At 74.8% G+C, this 21,248-nt stretch carries 17 protein-coding genes; 10 read left to right on the forward strand and 7 right to left on the reverse strand.

Annotation, left to right across the window (positions count from 1 at the left end; all coding sequences use genetic code 11):
• The first annotated feature begins 88 nt into the window (after nucleotides 1-88).
• Nucleotides 89-226 (forward strand): hypothetical protein, encoded by a 138-nt coding sequence (locus tag ABD160_RS04425; protein ID WP_344018503.1) that lies wholly within the window; start codon nucleotides 89-91, stop codon nucleotides 224-226.
• 6 nt (nucleotides 227-232) lie between these two features.
• Here the strand turns inward: ABD160_RS04425 and ABD160_RS04430 are convergent, their stop codons facing one another.
• Nucleotides 233-538, reverse strand: coding sequence for a hypothetical protein (locus ABD160_RS04430; RefSeq protein ID WP_344018506.1), 306 nt, complete (start codon nucleotides 536-538; stop codon nucleotides 233-235).
• A gap of 19 nt (nucleotides 539-557) precedes the next feature.
• Complete coding sequence (locus ABD160_RS04435; RefSeq protein ID WP_344018508.1) at nucleotides 558-2,246, reverse strand: sodium:solute symporter family protein; 1,689 nt, start codon at nucleotides 2,244-2,246, stop codon at nucleotides 558-560.
• Nucleotides 2,247-2,449: 203 nt separating this feature from the next.
• On the opposite strand from ABD160_RS04435, the gene ABD160_RS04440 reads away from it, so the two are divergent.
• Nucleotides 2,450-3,244, forward strand: a complete 795-nt coding sequence (locus tag ABD160_RS04440; RefSeq protein WP_344018510.1) for a DeoR/GlpR family DNA-binding transcription regulator — start codon at nucleotides 2,450-2,452, stop codon at nucleotides 3,242-3,244.
• Nucleotides 3,245-3,252: 8 nt separating this feature from the next.
• Nucleotides 3,253-4,335, forward strand: a complete 1,083-nt coding sequence (gene galT / locus ABD160_RS04445; protein ID WP_344019322.1) for a galactose-1-phosphate uridylyltransferase — start codon at nucleotides 3,253-3,255, stop codon at nucleotides 4,333-4,335.
• Nucleotides 4,336-4,942: 607 nt separating this feature from the next.
• Here the strand turns inward: galT and ABD160_RS04450 are convergent.
• Nucleotides 4,943-6,091, reverse strand: coding sequence for a C40 family peptidase (locus ABD160_RS04450; protein ID WP_344018512.1), 1,149 nt, complete (start codon nucleotides 6,089-6,091; stop codon nucleotides 4,943-4,945).
• Nucleotides 6,092-6,715: 624 nt separating this feature from the next.
• Between ABD160_RS04450 and ABD160_RS04455 the strand changes: the two genes are divergently transcribed.
• Nucleotides 6,716-8,122, forward strand: a complete 1,407-nt coding sequence (locus ABD160_RS04455; protein ID WP_344018514.1) for a glycosyltransferase family 2 protein — start codon at nucleotides 6,716-6,718, stop codon at nucleotides 8,120-8,122.
• Between the two features lie 39 nt (nucleotides 8,123-8,161).
• Here ABD160_RS04455 and ABD160_RS04460 read toward each other — a convergent pair whose 3' ends face one another.
• Nucleotides 8,162-9,328 (reverse strand): CaiB/BaiF CoA transferase family protein, encoded by a 1,167-nt coding sequence (locus ABD160_RS04460; RefSeq protein ID WP_344018516.1) that lies wholly within the window; start codon nucleotides 9,326-9,328, stop codon nucleotides 8,162-8,164.
• 83 nt (nucleotides 9,329-9,411) lie between these two features.
• Between ABD160_RS04460 and ABD160_RS04465 the strand changes: the two genes are divergently transcribed.
• Complete coding sequence (locus ABD160_RS04465) at nucleotides 9,412-10,149, forward strand: GntR family transcriptional regulator (protein ID WP_344018518.1); 738 nt, start codon at nucleotides 9,412-9,414, stop codon at nucleotides 10,147-10,149.
• Between the two features lie 11 nt (nucleotides 10,150-10,160).
• On the opposite strand, the gene ABD160_RS04470 is transcribed toward ABD160_RS04465, so the two are convergent.
• Both ABD160_RS04470 and ABD160_RS04475 read right to left on the reverse strand, forming a co-directional pair.
• Nucleotides 10,161-10,898 carry an IclR family transcriptional regulator gene (locus tag ABD160_RS04470; RefSeq protein ID WP_344018520.1) on the reverse strand — a complete coding sequence of 246 codons (738 nt, stop codon included), beginning with the start codon at nucleotides 10,896-10,898 and terminating at the stop codon, nucleotides 10,161-10,163.
• Nucleotides 10,898-12,451: an SLC13 family permease gene (locus ABD160_RS04475; protein ID WP_344018523.1), complete on the reverse strand. Its 1,554-nt coding sequence runs from the start codon at nucleotides 12,449-12,451 to the stop codon at nucleotides 10,898-10,900. The genes ABD160_RS04470 and ABD160_RS04475 overlap by 1 nt, the downstream gene beginning before the upstream one ends.
• A 153-nt stretch (nucleotides 12,452-12,604) precedes the next feature.
• Between ABD160_RS04475 and ABD160_RS04480 the strand changes: the two genes are divergently transcribed.
• Genes ABD160_RS04480 through ABD160_RS04490 form a run of 3 tightly spaced genes read left to right on the forward strand, consistent with a single transcriptional unit; the run spans nucleotide 12,605 to nucleotide 17,554 of the window.
• Entirely contained in the window at nucleotides 12,605-13,771 is a 1,167-nt protein-coding gene (locus ABD160_RS04480; RefSeq protein WP_344018525.1) for a pyridoxal-phosphate-dependent aminotransferase family protein, read from the forward strand.
• Between the two features lie 50 nt (nucleotides 13,772-13,821).
• Nucleotides 13,822-16,776 carry an FAD-binding and (Fe-S)-binding domain-containing protein gene (locus tag ABD160_RS04485; RefSeq protein ID WP_344018528.1) on the forward strand — a complete coding sequence of 985 codons (2,955 nt, stop codon included), beginning with the start codon at nucleotides 13,822-13,824 and terminating at the stop codon, nucleotides 16,774-16,776.
• Between the two features lie 4 nt (nucleotides 16,777-16,780).
• Nucleotides 16,781-17,554, forward strand: a complete 774-nt coding sequence (locus ABD160_RS04490) for a fumarylacetoacetate hydrolase family protein (protein ID WP_344018531.1) — start codon at nucleotides 16,781-16,783, stop codon at nucleotides 17,552-17,554.
• Between the two features lie 15 nt (nucleotides 17,555-17,569).
• Here the strand turns inward: ABD160_RS04490 and ABD160_RS04495 are convergent, their stop codons facing one another.
• Nucleotides 17,570-18,739, reverse strand: a complete 1,170-nt coding sequence (locus tag ABD160_RS04495; RefSeq protein WP_344018533.1) for a glycosyltransferase family 4 protein — start codon at nucleotides 18,737-18,739, stop codon at nucleotides 17,570-17,572.
• 147 nt (nucleotides 18,740-18,886) lie between these two features.
• Between ABD160_RS04495 and cobF the strand changes: the two genes are divergently transcribed.
• Nucleotides 18,887-19,684, forward strand: a complete 798-nt coding sequence (gene cobF, locus ABD160_RS04500; protein ID WP_344018536.1) for a precorrin-6A synthase (deacetylating) — start codon at nucleotides 18,887-18,889, stop codon at nucleotides 19,682-19,684.
• Nucleotides 19,685-19,695: 11 nt separating this feature from the next.
• The gene (gene mptB, locus ABD160_RS04505) at nucleotides 19,696-21,138 is read left to right on the forward strand and encodes a polyprenol phosphomannose-dependent alpha 1,6 mannosyltransferase MptB (RefSeq protein ID WP_344018539.1); all 1,443 of its coding nucleotides are present in this window, start codon (nucleotides 19,696-19,698) and stop codon (nucleotides 21,136-21,138) included.
• Nucleotides 21,139-21,248 lie beyond the last annotated feature (110 nt).

The raw sequence follows: 21,248 nt of genomic DNA on the forward strand, positions 1-21,248 counted from the left end.
GGCGCTTCCGGATCGATTCAGTGCATCCTGGAACGGTCCGGCGGGGCGGCCGCCCCGCACGTCCCCGACGGAGAAGGGATCTCCGCCCATGAGCGACACCGTCGCCACGCTGCACCTCCCGCACGGACTGCGCGCCGCCCTGAGCCGGCTGGGCCGCCGGATCGACGCCTACACGCTGCAGGCGTTCAACCCGGTCTACCCGACGCCCGACGCGCGCCGCCGCTGACCCCCGTCACGGCGGCGGCGGGTCGCCGTCCGCGGGTGCGGCCGGGATGCGCAGCGGGCGCAGCCACACCCACAGCACGAACAGCGCACCGATGACCAGCATGGCGATCCCGGTGTCCAGGTTCAGGTTCGTCCCACCGGTCTTGGCCAGGTTCTCCGGGTCGTCGCCGGAGACCAGGCCCATGATCACGAGCACCACGCCGTAGACGCCGAACAGCAGCGCGATCACCGAGCGCAGGTCGAACAGGTTGGTGGCGGTCGTCGAGACGGGTGCGTCGGCGCCCGCCCGGGCGCCTGCCGGATCGTCGGTCATCTCTGGGCTCCTGTTCCGGTCAGCCGGTCACGACGTAGAGGACCACGGTCAGGGCGAGCACCGCGGAGGCGAGCACGGCGGGCGAGCGGTACCAGCCCGCGTCGTCACCGTCGGTGGAGTGCACCCTGGCCTCCTTCGGGGTCAGGTTCCAGACCAGGCCGACCAGCTCGGCGTCCGGCCGGGGAGCGGTCACCAGCGACACCCCGGCCGCCACCCCGACCCCGACGACGAACGCGGCGATCGCGCCGAGGAAGCTGCCCGCCTGGTTGGAGATCTCGAGCACCCCGGTGCGGACCAGGACGTCCACGGTGACCGCGGCGGTGGTGCCCGACAGCAGCCCGATCCAGGCGGACGGGCCGGTCATCCGCTTCCAGAACAGGCCCAGGATGAAGATCGCGAACAGCGGGGCGTTGAAGAAGCTGAACAGCGACTGGATGTAGTCCATCAGGTTGGCCGAGCCGGACGCGATGAACGCGGTGCCGATCGCCAGCACGCAGCCGATGATCGTGACCAGCCGGCCGATCTGCAGGTAGTAGCGGTCGTCCCGGTCCGGGCGGACCCAGTCCTGCCAGATGTCGTAGGTGAAGACGGTGTTGAACGAGCTGATGTTCGCCGCCATGCCGGCCATGAACGCGGCGAGCAGCCCGGCGATCGCGACGCCGAGGATGCCGTTGGGCAGCAGCTCCTTCATCAGCAGCGACAGCGCGTTGTTGTAGGTGATGCCGTCGACGGCCCCGCCGCCGCCGCCCTCCTTCACCGCGCTGATCTGCGGGACCAGGATCGCGGCGATCATGCCCGGGGTCACGATGACCAGCACGACCAGCGCCTTCGGGAAGGCGCCGATGATCGGGGTGCGGCGGGCGGCGGACATGCTCTTGGCCGACAGCGCCCGCTGCACCTCGGCGAAGTTCGTCGTCCAGTACCCGAAGGAGAGCACGAAGCCGAGCCCGAACACGATGCCGAGCACGGACAGGAACGGGTTCTCGATCTCGGTCAGCGGGGTGCCGGGCCAGGCGTTGAGGTCGGCGCCGCCGCTGGGACCCTCGGTGACGGCGCGGGTGAGGCCGTCCCAGCCGCCGACCCGGTTCAGCCCGGCGACGGTCAGCGGGATGAGCAGCGCCAGGATCACGAAGAACTGCAGGACCTCGGTGTAGATCGCGGCGGACAGCCCGCCGAGCGAGATGTAGCCGAGCACGACGACCGCGGCGACCGGGATGGCCAGGTACAGCGACCAGCCGAGCAGCGCCTCCAGGACGAGGCCGAGCGAGAACAGGTTGACGCCGGCGATCAGGATCGAGGCGACGGCGAAGATCACCGCCTGCACCCGCTGGGTGGTCCGGTTGAACCGCTTGAGCAGGAACTCCGGCACGCTGCGGGCCTGCGAGCCGTAGTAGAACGGCATCATCACGATGCCGAGGAACACCATCGCCGGGATCGCGCCGAGCCAGTAGTAGTGCACGGTCGGGACGCCGTACTGGGCCCCGTTGGCGACCATGCCGATCAGCTCGATCGCGCCCAGGTTCGCCGAGATGAACGCCAGGCCGGTGATCCAGGCCGGCATCGACCGGCCGGACAGCAGGAAGTCCAGGCTGGACGAGACCGAGCGGCGGGCGGCGAAGCCGATGCCCAGCACCAGCACGAAGTAGAAGGCGACGAGCAGGTAGTCGACGAGGTTCGGATCGAGCCGGAGGATCTCTTCGGTCGTCATGCCACGCCCTTCCGCAGGGCGGTCTCGCACTGGTCCATCCGGACGCTCCTCGTCGTCGAGTGGGGTGCGCGCAGGGTTGCGTTGCGCAAATCAACGCACAAGATAGACCGCAGCCGGACAGAAGTGAACACGGGATGTGTGGTTGTACTGCGTTCGGTTTTGTTGCAACCTGTGCGGGTGATGCCCGTCCCGGATCCGCCGCCGTGAGCCTCCTCGCCGAGCAGCGCCGCGAGATGATCGTGGAGCGGGTGCGCGCCCGCGGCGCGGTCCGGGTGTCCGAGCTGGCCGGGGACCTGGGCGTGTCCGAGATGACGGTGCGCCGCGATCTCGACGTGCTGGCCCGCCGCCGGCTGGTCGACAAGGTGCACGGCGGCGCGACGGCGGTCGGCGACCAGACCACCACCGAGCCCGGCTTCTCGGCGAAGGCGGTCCGCGAGCCCGCCGAGAAGGAGGCGATCGCGGCCGCCGCGGCGGCGCTCGTCGAGCCCGGTGCCGCGGTCGGCCTGTCCGCCGGCACGACGACGTGGCGGCTCGCGCACCGGCTGGCCCGGATCCCGCGGCTCACCGTCGTCACCAACTCGCTCGCCGTCGCCGAGGTGCTGCACACCGGTGGCGCGGAGGCCCGCGGCAGCACGGTGATCCTCACCGGCGGGGTGCGCACGCCGTCCGAGGCGCTGGTCGGGCCGGTCGCGATCGCCGCGCTCCGCTCGCTGAACCTGGAGATCGTGTTCCTCGGTGTGCACGGGATGAGCGCGGCGGCCGGGTTCTCCACGCCGAACCTCACCGAGCGCGACACCAACCGGGCACTCGTCGACGCCGGCCGGCAGCTCGTCGTCGTCGCCGACCACACGAAGTGGGGCACCGTCGGGATCTCGACGATCGCCGAGCTGGGCGAGGCGGACGTGCTGGTCACCGACTCCGGTCTGGCCGGGGCCGACCTGGCGGTGCTCGAGGGCGAGATCGACCGCGTGATCGTCGCCCGGACGGAGGAGCAGTGATGGGCAACGTGCGCCGCTCGGCGACCCGGTTGGCCGACGGCCGGGAGATCCTCTGGTTCGACGAGCCCGGCTCGCCGCCGCGCGATCCGGCCGCCCTGGTGGACCGGCGCGACCTGCCCCGGGTGACACCGGCCTCGCAGCTGCGCCTCGATCCGCTCGCCGGGGAGTGGATCGCGATCGCCGCGCACCGCCAGGACCGCACCTACCAGCCGCCGGACGACGAGTGCCCGCTGTGCCCCAGCCGGGACGGCAGGCTCACCGAGGTGCCGTCACCGGAGTACCAGGTGGTCGCGTTCGAGAACCGGTTCCCGGCGTTCGGGTCGGCGCCGGGTGCGCCGGTCGCCGAGCCGGCAGGGGACACACCGGTCGCGGAGTCCGGGCGCTGCGAGGTCGTCTGCTTCACCGACGACCACGACACCCCGTTCGCCCGGCTCTCCGTCCGCCGGGTCCGGCTGGTGCTGGAGGCGTGGGCCGACCGCACCGCCGAGCTGGGCGCCCGCCCGGGGGTGCGGTACGTGTTCCCGTTCGAGAACCGGGGCGCCGAGATCGGCGTGACGCTCTCGCATCCGCACGGCCAGATCTACGCCTACCCGTACCTGCCGCCGTTCCCGCAGCGGATGCTCGCGCAGGTGGCCGCGCACCGGGAGGCGACCGGGGAGAACCTGTTCGACGTCCGGCTGGCCGCCGAGCGGGCCGGGGAGCGGGTCGTCGTCGCGGGGGAGCACTGGACGGCCTTCGTGCCCGAGGCGGCCCGCTGGCCGGTCGAGGTGCACCTCTACCCGCACCGCCCGACGCCGGACCTCCCGGCGCTCGACGAGTCGCAGCGCGCCGAGTTCGGGCACGTCTACCTGGACGTGCTGCGCCGGCTCGACGCCCTCCACGACGACGAGCTGCCCTACGTCGCCGCCTGGAACCAGGCCCCCGTCCGGGCGGCCGACGGGCGCGGTGACGCCCGGCTGCACCTGCGGCTGCACTCGATCCGGCGGGCGCCCGGGAAGATCAAGTACCTGGCCGGGTCGGAGTCCGGGGCCGGGGCGTTCATCTCCGACGTGCTCCCCGAGGCCGTCGCGGAGCGGTTGCGGGGGCTGTAGCCGGCGCCCGGAACGGGTGGCCGGGCGCGACGCCGCACCCCGGCCGCGGCGCCGTACCCCGGCCGCGGCGCCGTACCCCGGCCGCGGCGCCGTACCCCGGCCGCGGCGCCGTACCCCGGCCGCGATGCCGCACCCCGGCCGCGACGCCGCACCTGCTCGAGCCGGTGCGACGACGTGCGGGAGGTGCGACGTAGGAGCCGGGGTGCGGGGTCCGCGGGCCGGTGTGGGGGTCCGCCGGCTGGGGTGCGAGGTCTGCCGTGGGATCCGCCGTGGACTCGTGGACTCGTGGACTCGTGCAGGCGGGTGTGGGGTGTCTGGGGTCGTGTCGCACCCCGGGGTCGTTCGCGCACCGTCTCCACCCGGTGCGGGCCCGGAGTCGGGGTGCGGGGTGCGCGTGTAGGGGTGCGGGACCGGAGCCGGGGTGCGGGGTGCGCGAGGAAGGGTGCGGGGTGCGCGTGTAGGGGTGCGGGGTGCGCGTGGAGGGGTGCGAGGTCAGCGGGCCGCGGCACCGGACCCAGGGCACCGACCCGCTGACCCGACCCGGACATGCGTCGAGGCCGGGCCCCTCCCCAGGGACCCGGCCTCGGCCGTCGTGCGGTGTTCCGGGTCAGACCCGGATCGCGTTGTGGAACGGCATCGCGTCGATGTCGGAGTACTTGACCGGTTCCCCGCTGGTCGACGCGTGCAGGATCTGGCCGTTGCCGGCGTAGATGCCGACGTGGCTGACCGGCGAGTAGAAGAACACCATGTCGCCGGGCTTCAGCTCGCTCTTGGAGACCGACTGGCCGCCCATCTGCGACTGCGCGCTCGACGTCCGCGGCAGGTCGATGCCGGCCTGCTCGAAGGCCCAGACCATCAGCCCGGAGCAGTCGAAGGCGCTCGGCCCGGTGGCGCCCCACTTGTAGGGCGACCCGAGGGCGGTCTTCGCGGTGGCGAGCGCCTGGATGCCGGCCGAGGACCCGGTCAGGTCACCGACGATGTCGCCGGCACCCGATCCGGCGCCGCGGCCCGCGTTGTTCGCGGCGCGCTCACCGGCGCGGGCGCGCTCCTGCTCGGCGCGCTCCTGCGCCTCCTGCTGGGCGACCGCGGCGATCCGCGCCGCGTCGGCCTGCTCGAAGGCCTGCGGTACCGCGGCGGTGGCCTGCTCCAGCCCGCTGCCGAGCGTGGTCGCGGCCTCGCTGGTGCCCGCGCCACCCTGCTCGGAGCCTGCGGCGGGCAGCGACAGCGTCATCGTCGCCTCGTTGTTGACACCCGCCAGGTCGACCCCGGCCGCCTGCTCCTCGGCGGCCTGCTCGCCGGGGGTGCTGATGGCCGTCACGACGCCCATCACCGCGGTGGCGCCGACCAGCGTCGCGGACATCGTCGCGGCGACCGCTCGCGGGTTGCGGCCGAACGGCCCGGTGTCGGAGGTGCCGCGCACCAGGCCGATCGCGGACCGGGAGGTGACGCCGGCCGGGAGGTCCCGGGAGACGATCGAGTCGTCGGTGCCGGGGAGGCCGGTGCCGGGGAGGCCGGGGAACCCGGTGGCCGGGGTGTCGATCTGCTCGATCGCCGGGCCGAACGCTCCGGTACCGGCGGCCCGGGCGGCGCGACGGCCGCCGGACGCGGGGGTGTCGAAGCCTGCCTCGGCGTAGCGGGAGAGCAGTTCGGCGGCCGAGATGCCGGCGCCGGAGTCGCGATCACGGCGGCGCCGGGGGGCGCCGATGTCGGGGAGCTCGGTCGCGGGGGAGTCGACCGGATTCAGTGCAGTGGTCATACGTGGTTCCTCGCCGCCACGGGGCCCACCCCGGCCCTCGGCCGGTCGCGAACCCGTCCCCGCCGCGTGCTGGTGGGCGCCAGGGGGAGTGTCGGCAGGCGGGGCTCGGACGGCCGACCAGGCGCACCAGCCGACGTTTCGTCGGCCAGCACGAAGGACCGTAACCGCTCCGTGACTCACATGCTTGTCAGCCCCGCCGCGTGTGCGACGAGCGGCGCTTTCCGCGCGATTCACGCACAGAACGGCCGCCGAACGGTGGATGCACTGCGCCGTTCGAGGTTGCCGAAGCGAATTCTGCGACGAACGGTCGGTACGAGTGGGTGACGGTCCGGGTGCCGGATCGGCCGGTGGGCCGGACGGCGCAGGGATGCCGTTCGCACGGCCGCTCCGGCCGCCGGTGCCGGTGCGACGGTGTCGGAAACCGGGTGCTCTGCCACGATCGTGTGGCCGCACCGACCCGTGCGGTGCCGAAACGCGCACCACGGCGGCCGCGACCTGAACCACGACCGACGCGCCGTCCCGCACCCGCCCGTCCGGGCGGGCCGCCGGGACCGAACCGGACCGGGCATCCGGTACGAATCCACCACCACCACATGTCGACGACACACACCGGAGGTCCCCGCAGTGCCGGACCGACCACCCGGCCCGATCTGGGTCGGGGAGACCGCCCACCGGCGCGGCCCGGGCGGGCCGCCCGGGGCGGGCCTGCACGTCCCCCCGCGGTTCACCACCGCCCGTCTCCTGGTCACCGACGCGGGCCTGCCCGTCGGCCAGGTCGACGTCCCGCTGATCGGCGGCCGCGCCTCCGCCGGGGAGATCGGCCGGGCGACCGCCGCGGTGGTCGCGGCCACCCCGCCGGAGCCGCCCCCGACCTCGGACGAGCCGATGACCGTCGTCGTCGCGACCCGCGGCCGCCCGGAGAGCGTGCGCCGCTGCCTCGCGGCGATCCTGGCCGGCGACCACGCGGCGGTGACCGTGCTGGTCGTCGACAACGACCCGCCGGACGGCAGCACCCGCGACGTGGTCGCCGCGTTCGGCGACGAGCGGGTGCGCTACGTCCACGAGCTGCGGCGCGGCGTGTCGGTCGGCCGCAACCGGGGGCTGGCCGAGGCGCGGACCGAGGTCGTCGCCTTCACCGACGACGACACCGAGCCGGACCGGCGCTGGGCGTCCCGGATCGCGGGCGCGTTCGCCGCCGATCCCGGGCTCACCGGGCTCAGCGGGCCGGTGCTGGCCGCCCGGCTGGACACCCCGCAGGAGCGGGCCGCCGACGTCGCCCTGGCCTGGAACAAGGGGTTCGCCCCGCGCCGGTTCCGGCTGGACGACCCGCCGTCGGACTCGCCGGTGTTCCCGTTCTCCCCGGGCCTGTTCGGGATCGGCGCGAACCTCGCGGTGCGCGCCCGGCGGGTCCGGGAGCTGGGCGGCTTCGACGAGGCGCTCGGCCCGGGCCGGCCGACCCGCGGCGGCGAGGACATCGAGCTGCTGGTCCGGATCGTGCTCGACGGCGGCACCCTCGGCTACCTGCCCGCCGCCTACGTCTGGCACCACCACCGGCCCTCGGACGGCGAGCTGCGCGACCAGCTCGGCGGCTACGCGCTCGGGCTGGGAGCGTTCCTGGGCAAGGTCGCGCTGGACGGGCGGGCCCGCCGGCTCGCGCTGCGCCGGTTCCCGGCCGGGATCGCCCGGCTGCGCGAGATCGTGCGCCGCGAGTCCGCGGGCGCCGGGGATGCTCCCGAGCCGGAACCCGCCGCCGGTGCGGTCGTCCCGGGGCCGGCCCCGGCGGGTGGCGACGCCGGGGCGGCCGACGCCGCCCCGGGCGCCGGGCCCTCGGCGGTCGCGGTGGCCGAGGTGGCCGAGGTGCCGGCGGACCCGGAGGAGCGGCGGCACGAGACGGTCGCGCTGCCCGACGGCGCGGCGGCCCGGAAGCTGCGCGGCCTGGCCGGTGGCCCGGTGCTGTACCTGCGCACCCGGCGGCAGGTGCTGGCCGAGGGCGGTAGCTGCCCGCCGCTGACCGCGCCGGACCGGAACTGATCCGGTGACCCGGCGGCCGCACCCGGCCGCCGGGTCGGCTCAGTCCCCCGGCCGCTGCGACGGGCCGGCCGGCTCGCCGAGCACGGCCGCGGTGTCCGAGCCGAGCGGCGGACCGGCGTCGCCGCGCCGGGCCGGGGTCCGGGAGAAGCGCATCGGCGAGCCGAGCTGGCGCACCGGCCCGAGGCGGGGGTGCGGCGCCTCCCAGAAGAACCCGCGCTCGCGCAGCACCGGATCGTCGAACACCTCGTCGTAGCCGGCGATCGGCGCGCACGGGACACCGGCGGCGTCCAGCCGGGCCGCCACGTCGGCCGTCGTCATCGTCGTGGTGGTCTCCTCGATCAGCCCGACCAGCTCCGCGCGGGCGGCCATCCGGGCGGTGTTGCCGGCGAACCGCGGGTCGTCGCGCAGCGCCGGCGCGAGCGCCCCGCACAGCGACACCCACAACCGCTCGGTGTTCGCGCCGACCGTCACGTACCCGTCGGCGGTGCGGACGGCCTGGTAGGGCGCGTAGCGCTGGTGCGCCGACCCGTGCCGGACGGGCACCTCGCCGTCGCCGAGGTACATCCCGGCCTCCCACACGGCCAGTGACACCCCGGACTCCAGCAGCGACACGTCGATCTGCTGGCCGGTCCCGGACCGGTCCCGCTCGCGCAGCGCCGCGGTCACCGCGAGCGCCAGGTACAGCCCGGTGACCAGGTCGCACACCGGGACGCCGACCTTGACCGGATCGCCGCCGGGCTCCCCGGTGACGCTCATCAGCCCGCTCGCCGCCTGCGCCATGATGTCCAGCCCGGCGCGCCCGGCGGCCGGACCGTCCTGCCCCCAGCCCGACGCCGAGGCGTAGACCAGCTCCGGCCGTCGCCCGCGCAGCGTCCCGGCGCCCAGCCCGAGCCGGTCCATCGCGCCCGGCCGCAGGTTCTCCACGACGACGTCGGCCCGGTCGGCGAGGTCGAGGAACGCGTCCCGGCCGCGCTCGTCCTTCAGGTCCAGGACGACCGACTCCTTGTTCCGGTTCAGCCGCAGGAACGGCGAGCTCTCGCCGTCCAGGAACGGCCCGGCGGACCGGGTCGGGTCGCCGGTGCCGGGCGGCTCGATCTTGACCACCCGGGCACCGAGATCCGCCAGCTGCATGGTGGCGAACGGCGCCGCCATGAAGGCGCCGACCTCGAGCACGAGTACCCCGGTCAGGGGAGGGTCCGTCGTCATGCTGGGTACTCCTGGATCCTGCGGGCCGCCGCGACGACCTGCTATACGGTATACGGATAACTGTCCGATTCGAGGTGGTGACCATGACCGCGGTGCAGTCCGGGCTGTCGGGGCGGATCGTCGCGCCGCCGAGCATGGCCGACCTGGCGACCGACGCGATCCGGGCGATGATCTTCTCCGGCGAGCTCGCCCTCGGTGAGCGGCTGGTCGAGGCCCGGCTCACCGAGCGGCTCGGCGTCTCCCGGCCGCCGCTGCGCGAGGCACTGCAGCGGCTCGGCCACGAGGGGCTCGTCGTGTCGCACCCGCGGCGCGGCGCCTCCGTCCGCACGCTGAGCAGGCACGACGTCTACGAGATCGTGACGCTGCGCGAGGAGCTGGAGTCGATCGCCGTCCGGCTCGGGATCCCGGTGCGCTCGCCGGCCCGGCTGGCCCGCTGCCACGACGCGCTGCGCGCCTTCGACGGGACCGCCCGCGAGGCCGACGAGAGCCGGTTCCTGCAGCGCAAGTTCGACTTCCATCTCGCCGTCGTCGATCTCGCCGGGCACTCCCGGCTGACCGACGCCTACCGCGCGCTGTCCTCGCAGCTGCAGCTCTGCATGGCACTGAACCGGACCGCCCGCCGGGACCGGGAGAGCCTGCTGGAGAACGTCGAGCGGCACCGCGAGCTGCTGGCCGTGATCGAGGACGGCGACCCGCAGGCCGTGCAGCGGGCGCTCACCGAGCACGGTCACGGGTCGTTCCTGCTCGACGTCGTCGACCAGCTCGACGGCGGCAGCCCGGAGTCCGAGGAGTGGCTCGCCCGGCGCCGCGGCACCGGCTGACCCGGCCGGGCTCACCGGAACCGCCCGGCCAGCCGGGCCGCCGCCGCGCGCAGCAGCACGGCGGCCTCGTCGGTGCGGTCGGCGGAGAACCGGCTGGTCGGCCCGGACACCGAGAGCGCGGACGGGCTCGGCGCGCCCGGCACCGGCACCGCGACGCAGAACACACCGTCCTCCTGCTCCTCGGCGTCCACCGCGTGCCCGATCAGCCGGACCACGTCCAGTTCGTCGAGCAGCGTCCCGACGTCGACCACGGTGTGCCCGGTCTGCCCCGGCATCCCGGCCGTCTCCAGCAGCCGCCGGGCCTGCACGACGGGCAGCTGCGCGAGCAGCGCCTTGCCCACCCCGGTGCTGTGCAGGAACACCCGCCGCCCCACCTCGGTGAACGTCCGCATCGAGTGCGGGGACGGCACCTGCGCGGTGTAGACGGCCCGCTCGCCGTCGAGCACCGCCATGTTCGCCGTCTCGCCGATCCGCTCGGCGAGCGACCGCAGATCGGTCCCCACCCGCGCGCCCAGCACCTCCGACGCCCGGTCGCCGAGCCCGATCAGCCGCGGGCCGAGGGTGTAGCGGCGGTCGGACAGCTGATGGACGTGGCCGAGATCGACCAGCGTCCGGACGAGCCGGTGGATGGTCGGCAGCGGCAGCCCGGACGTCTGGGCCAGCTCGCTGACCGAGAGCCCGCCGCCCGCCCCGGCCAGCAGCTCCAGGATGCCGAACGCGCGGGCGACGGACTGGACCCCGCCCGCCATCAGCCCCAGCCGGGCACGACGAAGATCAGCCAGCTGAGCAGCGGCGCGACGGCGCACATGCTGAAGCCCCAGATCATCAGGCCGCGGAACACCCGGTCGGTCTGCTCGGCCGGCGCGTTCGCGACGACCAGCGCGCCGCTGGTGGAGAACGGCGACGAGTCCACCACCGAGGACGAGATCGACAGCGCGATGATCAGCCCGATCGGGCCGATCTCGCCGGCCAGCAGGAACGGCACGGCCAGCGGGATGAGCGCACCCAGGATGCCGGTGGTCGAGGCGAACGCGGAGACCACCGCGCCGATCAGGCAGATCAGGATCGCCGCGAACAGCGGCGCCCCGATCTGGGTCACCAGGTTGCCGAGCCAGTCGATCGTGCCGACCCGTTCCATCAGGGCCACGAACGTGACGATCCCGCAGATCAGCAGCACCGTCGGCCACGCGACCTGGCCGACCGCCGCCTTCGCCGAGGCCGGCGAGATCAGGGACAGCACCACCGCGACGGTCAGCGCGGTGAACCCGACGTCCAGGCCGAAGGCCAGCGCGCCGACGGCCAGGAACACCAGGCCGAGCACGGTCAGCACGTGGTCGCGCTCCAGCGGGAGGTGCTCCGGCTCGGCAGTGCCGACAGTGCCGGCAGTGCCGACAGTGCCGACGGAGCCGACGGAGCCGGCAGTGTCGACCGAGCCGGCAGTGCCCCCAGAGCCGGCAGTGCCCCCAGAGCCGACCGAGCCGACCGAGCCGGCAGTGCCGCCGGAGCCCGCGGTGCCGCCGCTGCCCGCCGTCCCGCCGGTGCCGCTGCTGCCGCTCGTGCGGCTGCTGCCGCCGGTGGCGGTGGTGGACGTCCGCGGGTGCCCGACGGCCCCGCCGCCGAGCGCCACCGAGGTCCCGGGCTCCGCCGCGACCGCGATCCGGCCGGAGCCGCCGAGCGCGGCGTTCTCCGCCGAGCGGCGCAGCAGTTCGCGCCCGCCGAACAGGAAGAACACCACGATGCTCAGCGCCAGGTTGAACACGAACGACGACACGAACAGCAGGCCCGGGTTGCTCGGCAGCCCGTTCCGGCTGACCACCCCGTTGACGATGCTGCCGAAGATGCTGATCGGCGAGAACCCGCCCGCGCTCGCCCCGTTGATGATCAGCAGGCCCATCAGCATCGGGTTGATCCGGTAGCGCAGGGCGAAGCCCATCCCGATCGGCGCGATGATCGCGACGGCCGCCGGGACCACCGCACCCGCCGCCGTCAGCACCGCGGTGACGCCGAACATCACCCACGGGATCAGCGCGATCCGGCCGCCGACGGCGCGCACCGCGAGCTGGACGAGCCGGTCGACGGTGCCGTTCCCCTTCGCGATCGCGAACAGGAACGTCACCCCGACCAGGATGACGAACAGGTCCCCGGGGAAGCCGCCGACGATGTCGTCGGTGTCCTCGCCGACGAACGCCGTGCCGACCACGAAGGCCGCGACGAAGGCCAGCGCCCCCATGTGCACCGGCAGGACCGTCGCTATCAGGAACACCAGGCCGAGGGCCACGACGGTGATGAGTTCGATGGACATCTTGATCCTCTGTGGTCGGCGTTGACGCAGTCAGGGTTCAGGGATGTTCGGGACGATCCGTATCGACGGCAGACTGTAGACGGTATACCGTCGATTGCGCGAGACCCGGTTTCCGTGATGCGGAACCGCGGGCACCGAGCGTGGAGGGGAACCATGACGTACGCAGCCGGCAGGCACTTCCTGCAGATCCCGGGGCCGACGAACGTGCCGGACTCGGTGCTCCGCGCGATGTCGGCGGCCACGATCGACCACCGCGGCCCGGAGTTCGGCGAGCTCGGGGCCCAGCTGCTGCGCGACGTCCGGCCGGTCTTCGGCACCACCGGCCCGGTCGTGATCTACCCGGCCACCGGCACCGGCGCCTGGGAGGCCGCGCTGGTCAACACGCTCAGCCCCGGCGACGCCGTGCTCACCTTCGAGACCGGGCACTTCGCCACGCTCTGGCAGGACATGGCCCGCGGCCTCGGGCTGGAGGTCGACTTCGTCCCCGGCGACTGGCGGCACGGCGCCGATCCGGCGGTCGTCGCCGAGCGGCTCGCCGCCGACACCGCGCACCGGATCCGGGCGGTCTGCGTGGTGCACAACGAGACCTCCACCGGCGTGACCAGCCGGATCCCGGAGATCCGGGCCGCCATCGACGCCGCCGGCCATCCGGCGCTGCTGCTCGTCGACACCATCTCCTCGCTCGGCTCGATCGACTACCGGCACGACGAGTGGGGCGTCGACGTCACCGTCGCGGGCTCGCAGAAGGGCCTGATGCTGCCGCCCGGGATGAGCTTCAACGCGATCAGCGCCAAGGCGCTCGACGCCTCGCGCACCGCCCGGCTGCCCCGGACGTTCTGGGACTGGGGCCCGATGCTCGCCGCGAACGAGCGCGGCTACTTCCCCTACACGCCGAACACCAACCTGCTCTACGGCCTGCGCGAGGCGCTGCGGCTGCTCGACGACGAGGGCCTGGAGAACGTCTTCGCCCGGCACCTGCGGCACGCCGAGGCCACCCGCGCCGCCGTGCGCGGCTGGGGACTGGAGGTGCTCGCCCTCGACGAGCGCGAGTACTCCGCCGCGCTCACCGCGGTGCTGGTCCCGGACGGCGTCGACGCCGACAAGGTGCGCGCGGTGATCCTGGACCGGTTCGACATGTCGCTGGGCGCCGGGCTGGGCCGGCTCGCCGGGCGGGTCTTCCGGATCGGGCATCTCGGCGCGTTCAACGACCTGACGCTCGCCGGGACCCTCGCCGGCGTCCAGATGGGGCTCGGCCTGGCCGGCGTCGAGGTGGACGGGCGCGGGCTGGACGCCGCGCTGGAGGTCCTGCAGCAGTCCTGAACCCGGGCCGGCCCGCCCGCACACGCACCGTCGCGAGAGGAACGCCCCGCATGACCGCCGAGCTGACCGGCACCACCACCCGGCCCGCCACCGCCGTCCCCGGCCTGGAACAGACGCTGCGCTCCCGGCTCGCCGGGGAGGTCGCGTTCGACGACTACAGCCGCCACCTGTTCTCCCGGGACGCCAGCATGTACGCGATCACGCCGCTCGGCGTGGTCTTCCCGCGCACCCACGACGATGTCGCCGAGGCCGTCCGGATCGCCGGCGAGTTCGGCGTGCCGGTCGTCCCGCGCGGCGCCGGGACCAGCCTGGCCGGGCAGACCGTCGGCCCCGGCATCGTGCTGGACACCTCCCGGCACCTGAACCGGATCGTCGAGATCGACCCGGCGGCCCGCACCGCCGTCGTCGAGGTCGGGGTGGTGCAGGACCAGCTCAACCGGGCCGCCGCCGAGCACGGGCTGATGTTCGGGCCGGACACCTCCACCAGCAACCGGGCCACCATCGGCGGGATGGTCGGCAACAACTCCGCCGGCAGCGGCTCGCTGACCTTCGGGATGACGATCGACCACGTCCGGGCGCTCGACGTGGTGCTCGCCGACGGGTCCACCGCCCGCCTCGAACCGGTCGACGAGGCCGAGCGGCTGCGCCGGGCCGCGGCCGACACCCTGGAGGGCCGGATCCACCGCGAGCTGCCCGCCCTGGTCGCGGCGAACGAGCAGGCGATCGCCGACGGCATGCCGCTGTTCTGGCGGCGGGCCTGCGGCTACCGGCTGGACCGGCTGGCCGGCCACGGCGGGGCGAACCCGTTCGACCTGGCGAAGTTCGTCGTGGGCGCGGAGGGGACGCTGGTGGTGGCCACCCGCGCCGTGGTCGATCTGGTGCCGAAGCCGAGGCGGACGGTGTACGCGGTCGGGCACTTCGCGACCGTGCACGGCGCGATCTCGGCGACCCTGGACGCGCTGAGCTGCGCGCCGCACCAGGTCGAGATGATGGACAGGACGATCCTCGACCTGTCCCGGCAGAAGATCGAGTACGCCGACCTGGGCAACCACCTGGTCGGGGACCCGGCGGCGCTGCTGTTCGTGTCGTTCTCCGGCGACGACGAGCCGGAGCTGGTCGCGAAGCTGGACGCGCTGACCGCGCTGTGGGAACGGCACGGGCACGGCTACCACACGCTGCGGCTGGTCACCCCGGCCGAGCAGGCCGCGCTGCTGAAGGTCCGCAAGTCCTCGCTCGGCCTGCTGATGGCGGCCGGCGAGGGCACCCGGCGCCCGCTGGCGTTCGTCGAGGACACCGCCGTCGCGCCCGAGCACCTGGCCGGGTACACGGAGCGGTTCGCCGCGATCCTGGACGAGCACGGCCTGGAGGCCGGGTTCTACGGCCACTGCTCGGTCGGCTGCCTGCACATCCGCCCGTTCGTCGATCTCACCGATCCCGAGCAGGTCGCGACGATGCGGGTGGTCGCCGAGAAGATCAAGGACCTGGTCGCCGAGTACGGCGGCGTGAACTCCTCCGAGCACGGCGACGGCCTGGCCCGCTCCGAGTTCAACCGGGAGATCTTCGGCGACCGGCTCTACGAGGCGATGCGGCAGGTCAAGGCGCTGTTCGACCCGGCGGGCGTGCTGAACCCCGGCAAGATCGTGGACGCCCCGCCGATGACCGACAACCTGCGCGACCGGGACGCGCTGCCGCCCGCCCCGCCGCTGACCACGGCGCTGTCGTTCGAGGTGATCGGCTCCGGCTCCGCGTCGGGGATGCGCGACGCCGCCGACCGCTGCATGAACATCGGGCTCTGCCGCAAGACCGCGGCCGGGGTGATGTGCCCGTCGTACCAGGTCACGCTGCAGGAGGAGCACTCCACCCGGGGCCGGGCGAACGCGCTGGTCAAGGCGCTGTCCGAGCCGGACCCGGCGGCCGCGCTGGGCGATGAGCGGCTGCACGAGATCCTCGATCTCTGCCTGATGTGCAAGGCGTGCAAGAGCGAGTGCCCGATGGGCGTCGACATGGCGTCGCTGAAGTCCGAGGCGCTGCACCAGCAGCACGCCCGGCACGGCACCCCGCTGCGGTCGCGGTTGTTCGGGGCGATCCGGACGCTGAACCGGCTGGGCGCGGCGACCGCCCCGCTGTCCAACCTGCCCGGCCGGATCGGGTTCCTGCGCCGGATCATGGAGCGCACCGTCGGGATCGCCGCGGCCCGGCCGCTGCCCCGGTTCGTCCGCGACGACCTGGTCCGCTGGCAGCGCGGGCGGCGCCCGGCGCCGGGCAGCGCCGGCACCGTCACCTGGCTCGCCGACTCCTTCACCACCTACACCGAACCGCACATCGGCAAGGCCGCGATCGAGCTCCTGGAGGCGGCGGGCTGGGCCGTGCAGCTCGCCTCCGGTGGCTGCTGCGGCCGGTCCAGCCTGTCCAAGGGCCTGCTCGACGACGCCCGCCGCAAGGCGTCCGGGCTGGTCACCGCGCTCGCCCGGGACACCCCGCCGGGCTCGCCGATCGTCGGCTGCGAGCCGTCCTGCGTGTTCACCCTGCGGGACGAGACGATCGCGCTGCTCGGCGACTCGGCCGAGGCCGCGCAGGTCGGGAAGCGGGTCCGGCAGGTCGAGGAGCTGCTGGTCGAGGCGATCGACGACGGCCGGCTGGTGCTGCCGGAACGGTCCGGGCTGAGCGGGCGGCGGGTCGTCTACCACGGCCACTGCCACCAGAAGGCCGAGGTCGGCACCGCCGCGACGCTGGCGCTGCTGCGCCGGATCCCCGGGCTGGACGTCGCCGAGATCGACTCGGGCTGCTGCGGGATGGCCGGCTCGTTCGGCTTCGAGGCCGAGCACTACGCGACGTCGATGGAGGTCGGCCGGGACCGGCTGTTCCCGGCGATCGAGGCCGAGTCCGCCGACACCCTGGTCGCCGCCACCGGGGTGTCCTGCCGGCAGCAGATCTTCCACGGCGTCGGGCGGACCGCGTGGCATCCGCTGGAGCTGGTGCGCGACGCGCTGCGCGGGCAGGGCTGACGGGGTGCGGATCGTCCGGTTCGACGGCGACGGCGGGCCGGTGCGCACCGGCTGCGTCGAACCCGGTCCGGCGGGCCCGGCTGGTCCGGCGGGCGGGATCGTGCGGGAGCTCGGCCGGTCCGGCCCGGGAGCGGTCGCCGGGCGGCTCGACGAGCTGCGGCTGACCGCGCCCTGCGAGCCGCGCACCATCGTCTGCGTCGGCAGCAACTACCCGTGCCAGGTCGAGGAGAAGCGGCGGCCCTGGCCGGACCGGCCGGCGCTGTTCCTGAAGGCGCCGAACGCGGTCGTCGGGCCGGGGGAGCCGGTGCGGCACCCGCGCGAGGTGACCCGGCTGGAGTACGAGGGCGAGCTGGCGGTGGTGATCGGCACCCTCGCCCGGGACGTCCACGAGTCCGACGCGATGCGCCACGTCCTCGGCCTGACCTGCGCCAACGACGTCACCGCCGACGACTGGCGGGCCGACGGGCAGTGGACCAGGGCGAAGAGCGCCGACACCTTCTGCCCGCTCGGGCCGTGGATCGAGACCGACCCGGGCCCCGGGCCGCTGACCCTGACCACCCGGCTCGGCGAGCGGACCGTGCAGCGCTCCGACACCGGCGCGATGATCTTCGACGTGCCCCGGATCCTGGCCTGGGTGACCCGCTGGATCACGCTGTCGCCCGGCGACGTCGTGCTCACCGGCAGCCCGGCCGGGGTCGGGCCGATGGCGCCCGGGGACCGGGTCACCGTGGAGATCGAGGGGATCGGCGCCCTCACCAACCCGGTCGTCCGGCGCTGATCCCGCCGCGACGGCTCAGCCGCCGCCCAGCGGCAGCACCGGCTCCGGCGCGTCCAGCTCGGCGGGCGCCGGGGCGTCGGCGTGCCCGAGCGCGCTGCGGTAGACCTCGCCGAGCGCGCGGGCCCACACCGACGCCTCGAACCGGTCCAGGAACCGGGCCCGGGCGGCGGCGCCGCGGCGGGCCCGCAGCTGCGGGTCGCGGGCCATCCGGACCAGCTCCTCGGCGATCCGGGACGCCGACACCGGGGTCAGCGCGCCGGTCTCCCGGGTGACGATCTCCGGGATCCCGCCGACCCGGGTCGCCACCGCGGGCGTCCCGGTGCCGTGCCCGAGCACCAGCCGGCGCGGCATCGTGTCGTGCCGGGTGGTGTGCAGCTGCACGTCGGCGACCTGCAGCAGCTCCACCGGGTCGGTGTCCTTGCGGAACGCGACCCGCCCGGACAGCAGCTCGTCGCCGGCCACCCGGGACTCCAGCCACGGTCGCAACGGGCCGTCCCCGCCGAGCACCACGGTGACCGGCTCGTCCGGCGGCAGCTCGGCGACGGCGTCGAGCAGCATGTCCTGGCCCTGCCCGCGGCGCATCGGAGCCACCGAGACGGCGACCACCTCGTTCTCGCCGACACCCAGCCCGCGCCGGAACCGCAGCGCCGCCTCGGGCGTCCCGACGCCGGGATCGGCGGCACCGTCCGGGATCACCGACAGCCCGGCCGTCGATCCGGCGGCGGCCCGGTACCAGTCCCGCTGCAGCATCGACGTCGCGATGGTGCGGGTCATGAACCGCTTGCGGGCGAACGTCTTCGCGGTCCGCCGCAGGTGGTCGGCGCGGTCCGCGGGCTGGGCGTGGATGTGGTGCAGCGTCGAGATCGCCGGCACCCGCAGCCGGGCCGCGGCGGCCGAGCCGACGACGTCCGGCCGGAGCCCGTGCGTGTGCACCAGGTCCACCCCGTGCTCGCGGAACGCGCGGAGCACCTTCGGCACCGCCCGCGGGTCCCACGGGGCGACGTTCAGCTCCACGACAGGGGTGGCCGTCCGGTCGAGCCGGGCGGCGATGCCGGGCTGGTCGGTCGGGGTCAGCGCGACCACGACCAGGCCGTACCCGGCCGCGGGGCCCGCGGCCGCCAGGTCGGCGAGCGCGGCCGCCACGCCGCGCGGGTCGAGCGACTCGACCAGGTGTCCGATCTTCATCGTGCTTCGGCCTCCCGGGATGGATCTGGGATGTCGGTCGGCGGGGCACCGACACTACCGAGTGACAGCGGTCCGTGACGGCCGGGACGCTGCGCGTATCGGGGGAGGGGAGCCGGGCGGGGCCGGTCCGTCGATTACCGTCGCAGCGTGCGCACGGTGCTGGTGATCGGGATCGGGGCGGGCGACCCGGAGCACCTGACGCTCCAGGCGGTCGACGCCCTGCGACGGACCGACGTCGTGTTCGTGATCGACAAGGGCGACGTCAAGGACGACCTGCTCGCGCTGCGCACCGGGATCCTGCAGCAGCACCGCCCGGACGGCGGGCACCGGGTCGTCGTCGCACCCGAGGTGGACCGCAACCGCGGCGCCGACGTGGTGCACGACGACGCGCGCTACCGCGACGTCGTCGTCGACTGGCAGGACCGGCGGGCCGAGCTGTACCGCACGATGCTGGAGACCGAGCTCGCCGACGGCGCGACCGGCGCGTTCCTGGTCTGGGGCGATCCGTCGCTCTACGACGGCACGCTGCGGCTGCTGGACCGGGTGCTGGCCGACGCGCCGGACGGCGACTGGCAGGTCCGGTCGATCCCCGGGATCTCCAGCGTCGCCGCGCTGGCCGCCGCGCACCGGCTGATCCTCAACCGGGTCGGCCGGCCGGTGCTGATCACCACCGGCCGCCGGATCGCCGACGGGCTGCCGGCCGACGTCGACGACGTCGTGGTGATGCTCGACGGCCGCACCGCGTTCGCGACGCTCCCGCCGGAGCAGCGCGCCGACCTGCACGTCTACTGGGGCGCCTATCTGGGCACCCCGGACGAGCTGCTGGTCGCCGGCCCGCTCGACGAGGTCTGCGACGAGATCCTGCGGGTGCGCGCCGCGGCCCGCGAGCGCAAGGGCTGGATCATGGACACCTACCTGCTCCGGCGGGGCGCCGAGGAGCGCTGAGACCGGCGGGCATGGGCGGCGACGCGACGGGGGCCGGTCCGCTGCGGTGGACCGGGTTCGCCGGTGCCGTGCTGCTGACCGGCGGGGCCTGGGCGCTGCTCGGCCCCGCGCCGCCGGGCCCCGCGCTCGCCGCCGGCGTCACCGGCACCGGCCTGCTGGTGGCGGCCTGGGCGGTGCTCGGCCGCCGGGTGCTGCGCGGCAGCCCGCCGCCCGCCGGCTGGTCGCTCCGGACGCTGCTGCTCTGGGCGGCGCCGCTGCTCGTCGCGCCGCCGCTGTTCAGCCGGGACGTCTACAGCTACCTCGCGCAGGGCGAGATCGCGCACCGCGGGCTCGATCCGCATCTCGTCGGGCCGCGCGCGGCGCTCGGCACCGGCTCCGGCATCGGGGCGCTGGTCGACGGGCACTGGGTGGACACGCCGTCGCCGTACGGGCCGCTGTTCACCACGTTCGCCCGGGCGGTCGCGGCGGTCGCCGGGGAGGACCCGGTCGCCGGGGTCGCGCTGCACCGGCTCGCCGCGGTGGCCGGCCTGGTGCTGGTGGTCGTCGCGGTGCCCCGGCTGTGCGCGCTGTCCGGTACGCCGCCCGCGGTCGCGATGTGGCTCGGCCCGGGGAACCCGCTGGTGCTGCTGCACCTGGTCGGCGGGGTGCACAACGACGCGCTGATGCTCGGTCTCGGGCTCGCCGGGACCGCGCTCGCGCTGCAGGCACTCGACGCGGACCGGGAGCGGATCGGCCTGGCCCGGCTCGGTGCGGGCGTGCTGCTGGTGTCGCTGGGCGCGCTGGTGAAGCTGCCCGTGCTGGCGGCGCTCGCGGTGGTCGGGACGGCGCTGGCCCGCCGCCGCGGCGGGACGCCGTGGGCGTTCCTGGCGGCCGGGCTCGCTGCCACCGTCGCGTTCGCCGTGGTCGCGGCGGTGACGTCGGTGCTCACCGGCGCCGGGACCGGCTGGATCCGGTCGGTCGGCACCCCCGGCACGCTGTGGAGCTGGATGGCGCCGACCAACTGGGCCGGCTTCGCGGCGGGCGGGATCGGTGCGCTCGCCGGCGCCGACCTCACCGGCCCGGTGATCGCCGCCGGCCGGGCGGTCGGCACGGTGCTCACCGTCGCCGGGATCGCGTTCGTGCTGCACCGGCAGCTGCGCGGCCGGATCGGGCCGGTCCCGGCCTGCGGCGCCGTGTTCGGCCTGATCGTGCTGTTCGGGCCGGTGCTGCACCCGTGGTACCTGCTGTGGGCGGTGCTGCCGCTGGCCGCGTCCCCGCTGACGACCCGGGCCCGGGCCGGGGTCGCCGTGCTGTCCGGGGTGTTCGCGGTGCTGCTCCCGCCGCTCGCCGGGGACCACGGCGACCGGCCCGGGACGCTGGTCGCGGCCTACGCGACGGCCGCACTGGTCACCGGGGTGGCCCTGGCCGTGCTGCTGCGCCGGGAGCGGACGCCGGCCGGGCCGGCCGCGGTGTGATGCGCCGGCCGGACCGGCGGCGGTGTGATGCGCCGGCCGGGCCGGCGGTGTGATGCGCCGGCCGGGCCGGCGGTGGTCCGATGCGCCGGCCGGGCCGGCGGTGTGATGCG

Source organism: Pseudonocardia kongjuensis, from assembly GCF_039526905.1.
GTDB classification, from domain to species: domain Bacteria; phylum Actinomycetota; class Actinomycetes; order Mycobacteriales; family Pseudonocardiaceae; genus Pseudonocardia; species Pseudonocardia kongjuensis.

Excerpts from the sequence above, each read along its gene's own strand:
- ABD160_RS04425 (WP_344018503.1), top strand. The coding sequence starts at position 89 with ATGAGCGACACCGTCGCCACGCTGCACCTCCCGCACGGACTGCGCGCC.
- ABD160_RS04430 (WP_344018506.1), bottom strand. The coding sequence starts at position 538 with ATGACCGACGATCCGGCAGGCGCCCGGGCGGGCGCCGACGCACCCGTC.
- ABD160_RS04435 (WP_344018508.1), bottom strand. The coding sequence starts at position 2,246 with ATGACGACCGAAGAGATCCTCCGGCTCGATCCGAACCTCGTCGACTAC.
- ABD160_RS04450 (WP_344018512.1), bottom strand. The coding sequence starts at position 6,091 with ATGACCACTGCACTGAATCCGGTCGACTCCCCCGCGACCGAGCTCCCC.
- ABD160_RS04460 (WP_344018516.1), bottom strand. The coding sequence starts at position 9,328 with ATGACGACGGACCCTCCCCTGACCGGGGTACTCGTGCTCGAGGTCGGC.
- ABD160_RS04465 (WP_344018518.1), top strand. The coding sequence starts at position 9,412 with ATGACCGCGGTGCAGTCCGGGCTGTCGGGGCGGATCGTCGCGCCGCCG.
- ABD160_RS04470 (WP_344018520.1), bottom strand. The coding sequence starts at position 10,898 with ATGGCGGGCGGGGTCCAGTCCGTCGCCCGCGCGTTCGGCATCCTGGAG.
- ABD160_RS04475 (WP_344018523.1), bottom strand. The coding sequence starts at position 12,451 with ATGTCCATCGAACTCATCACCGTCGTGGCCCTCGGCCTGGTGTTCCTG.
- ABD160_RS04480 (WP_344018525.1), top strand. The coding sequence starts at position 12,605 with ATGACGTACGCAGCCGGCAGGCACTTCCTGCAGATCCCGGGGCCGACG.
- ABD160_RS04485 (WP_344018528.1), top strand. The coding sequence starts at position 13,822 with ATGACCGCCGAGCTGACCGGCACCACCACCCGGCCCGCCACCGCCGTC.
- ABD160_RS04495 (WP_344018533.1), bottom strand. The coding sequence starts at position 18,739 with ATGAAGATCGGACACCTGGTCGAGTCGCTCGACCCGCGCGGCGTGGCG.
- mptB (WP_344018539.1), top strand. The coding sequence starts at position 19,696 with ATGGGCGGCGACGCGACGGGGGCCGGTCCGCTGCGGTGGACCGGGTTC.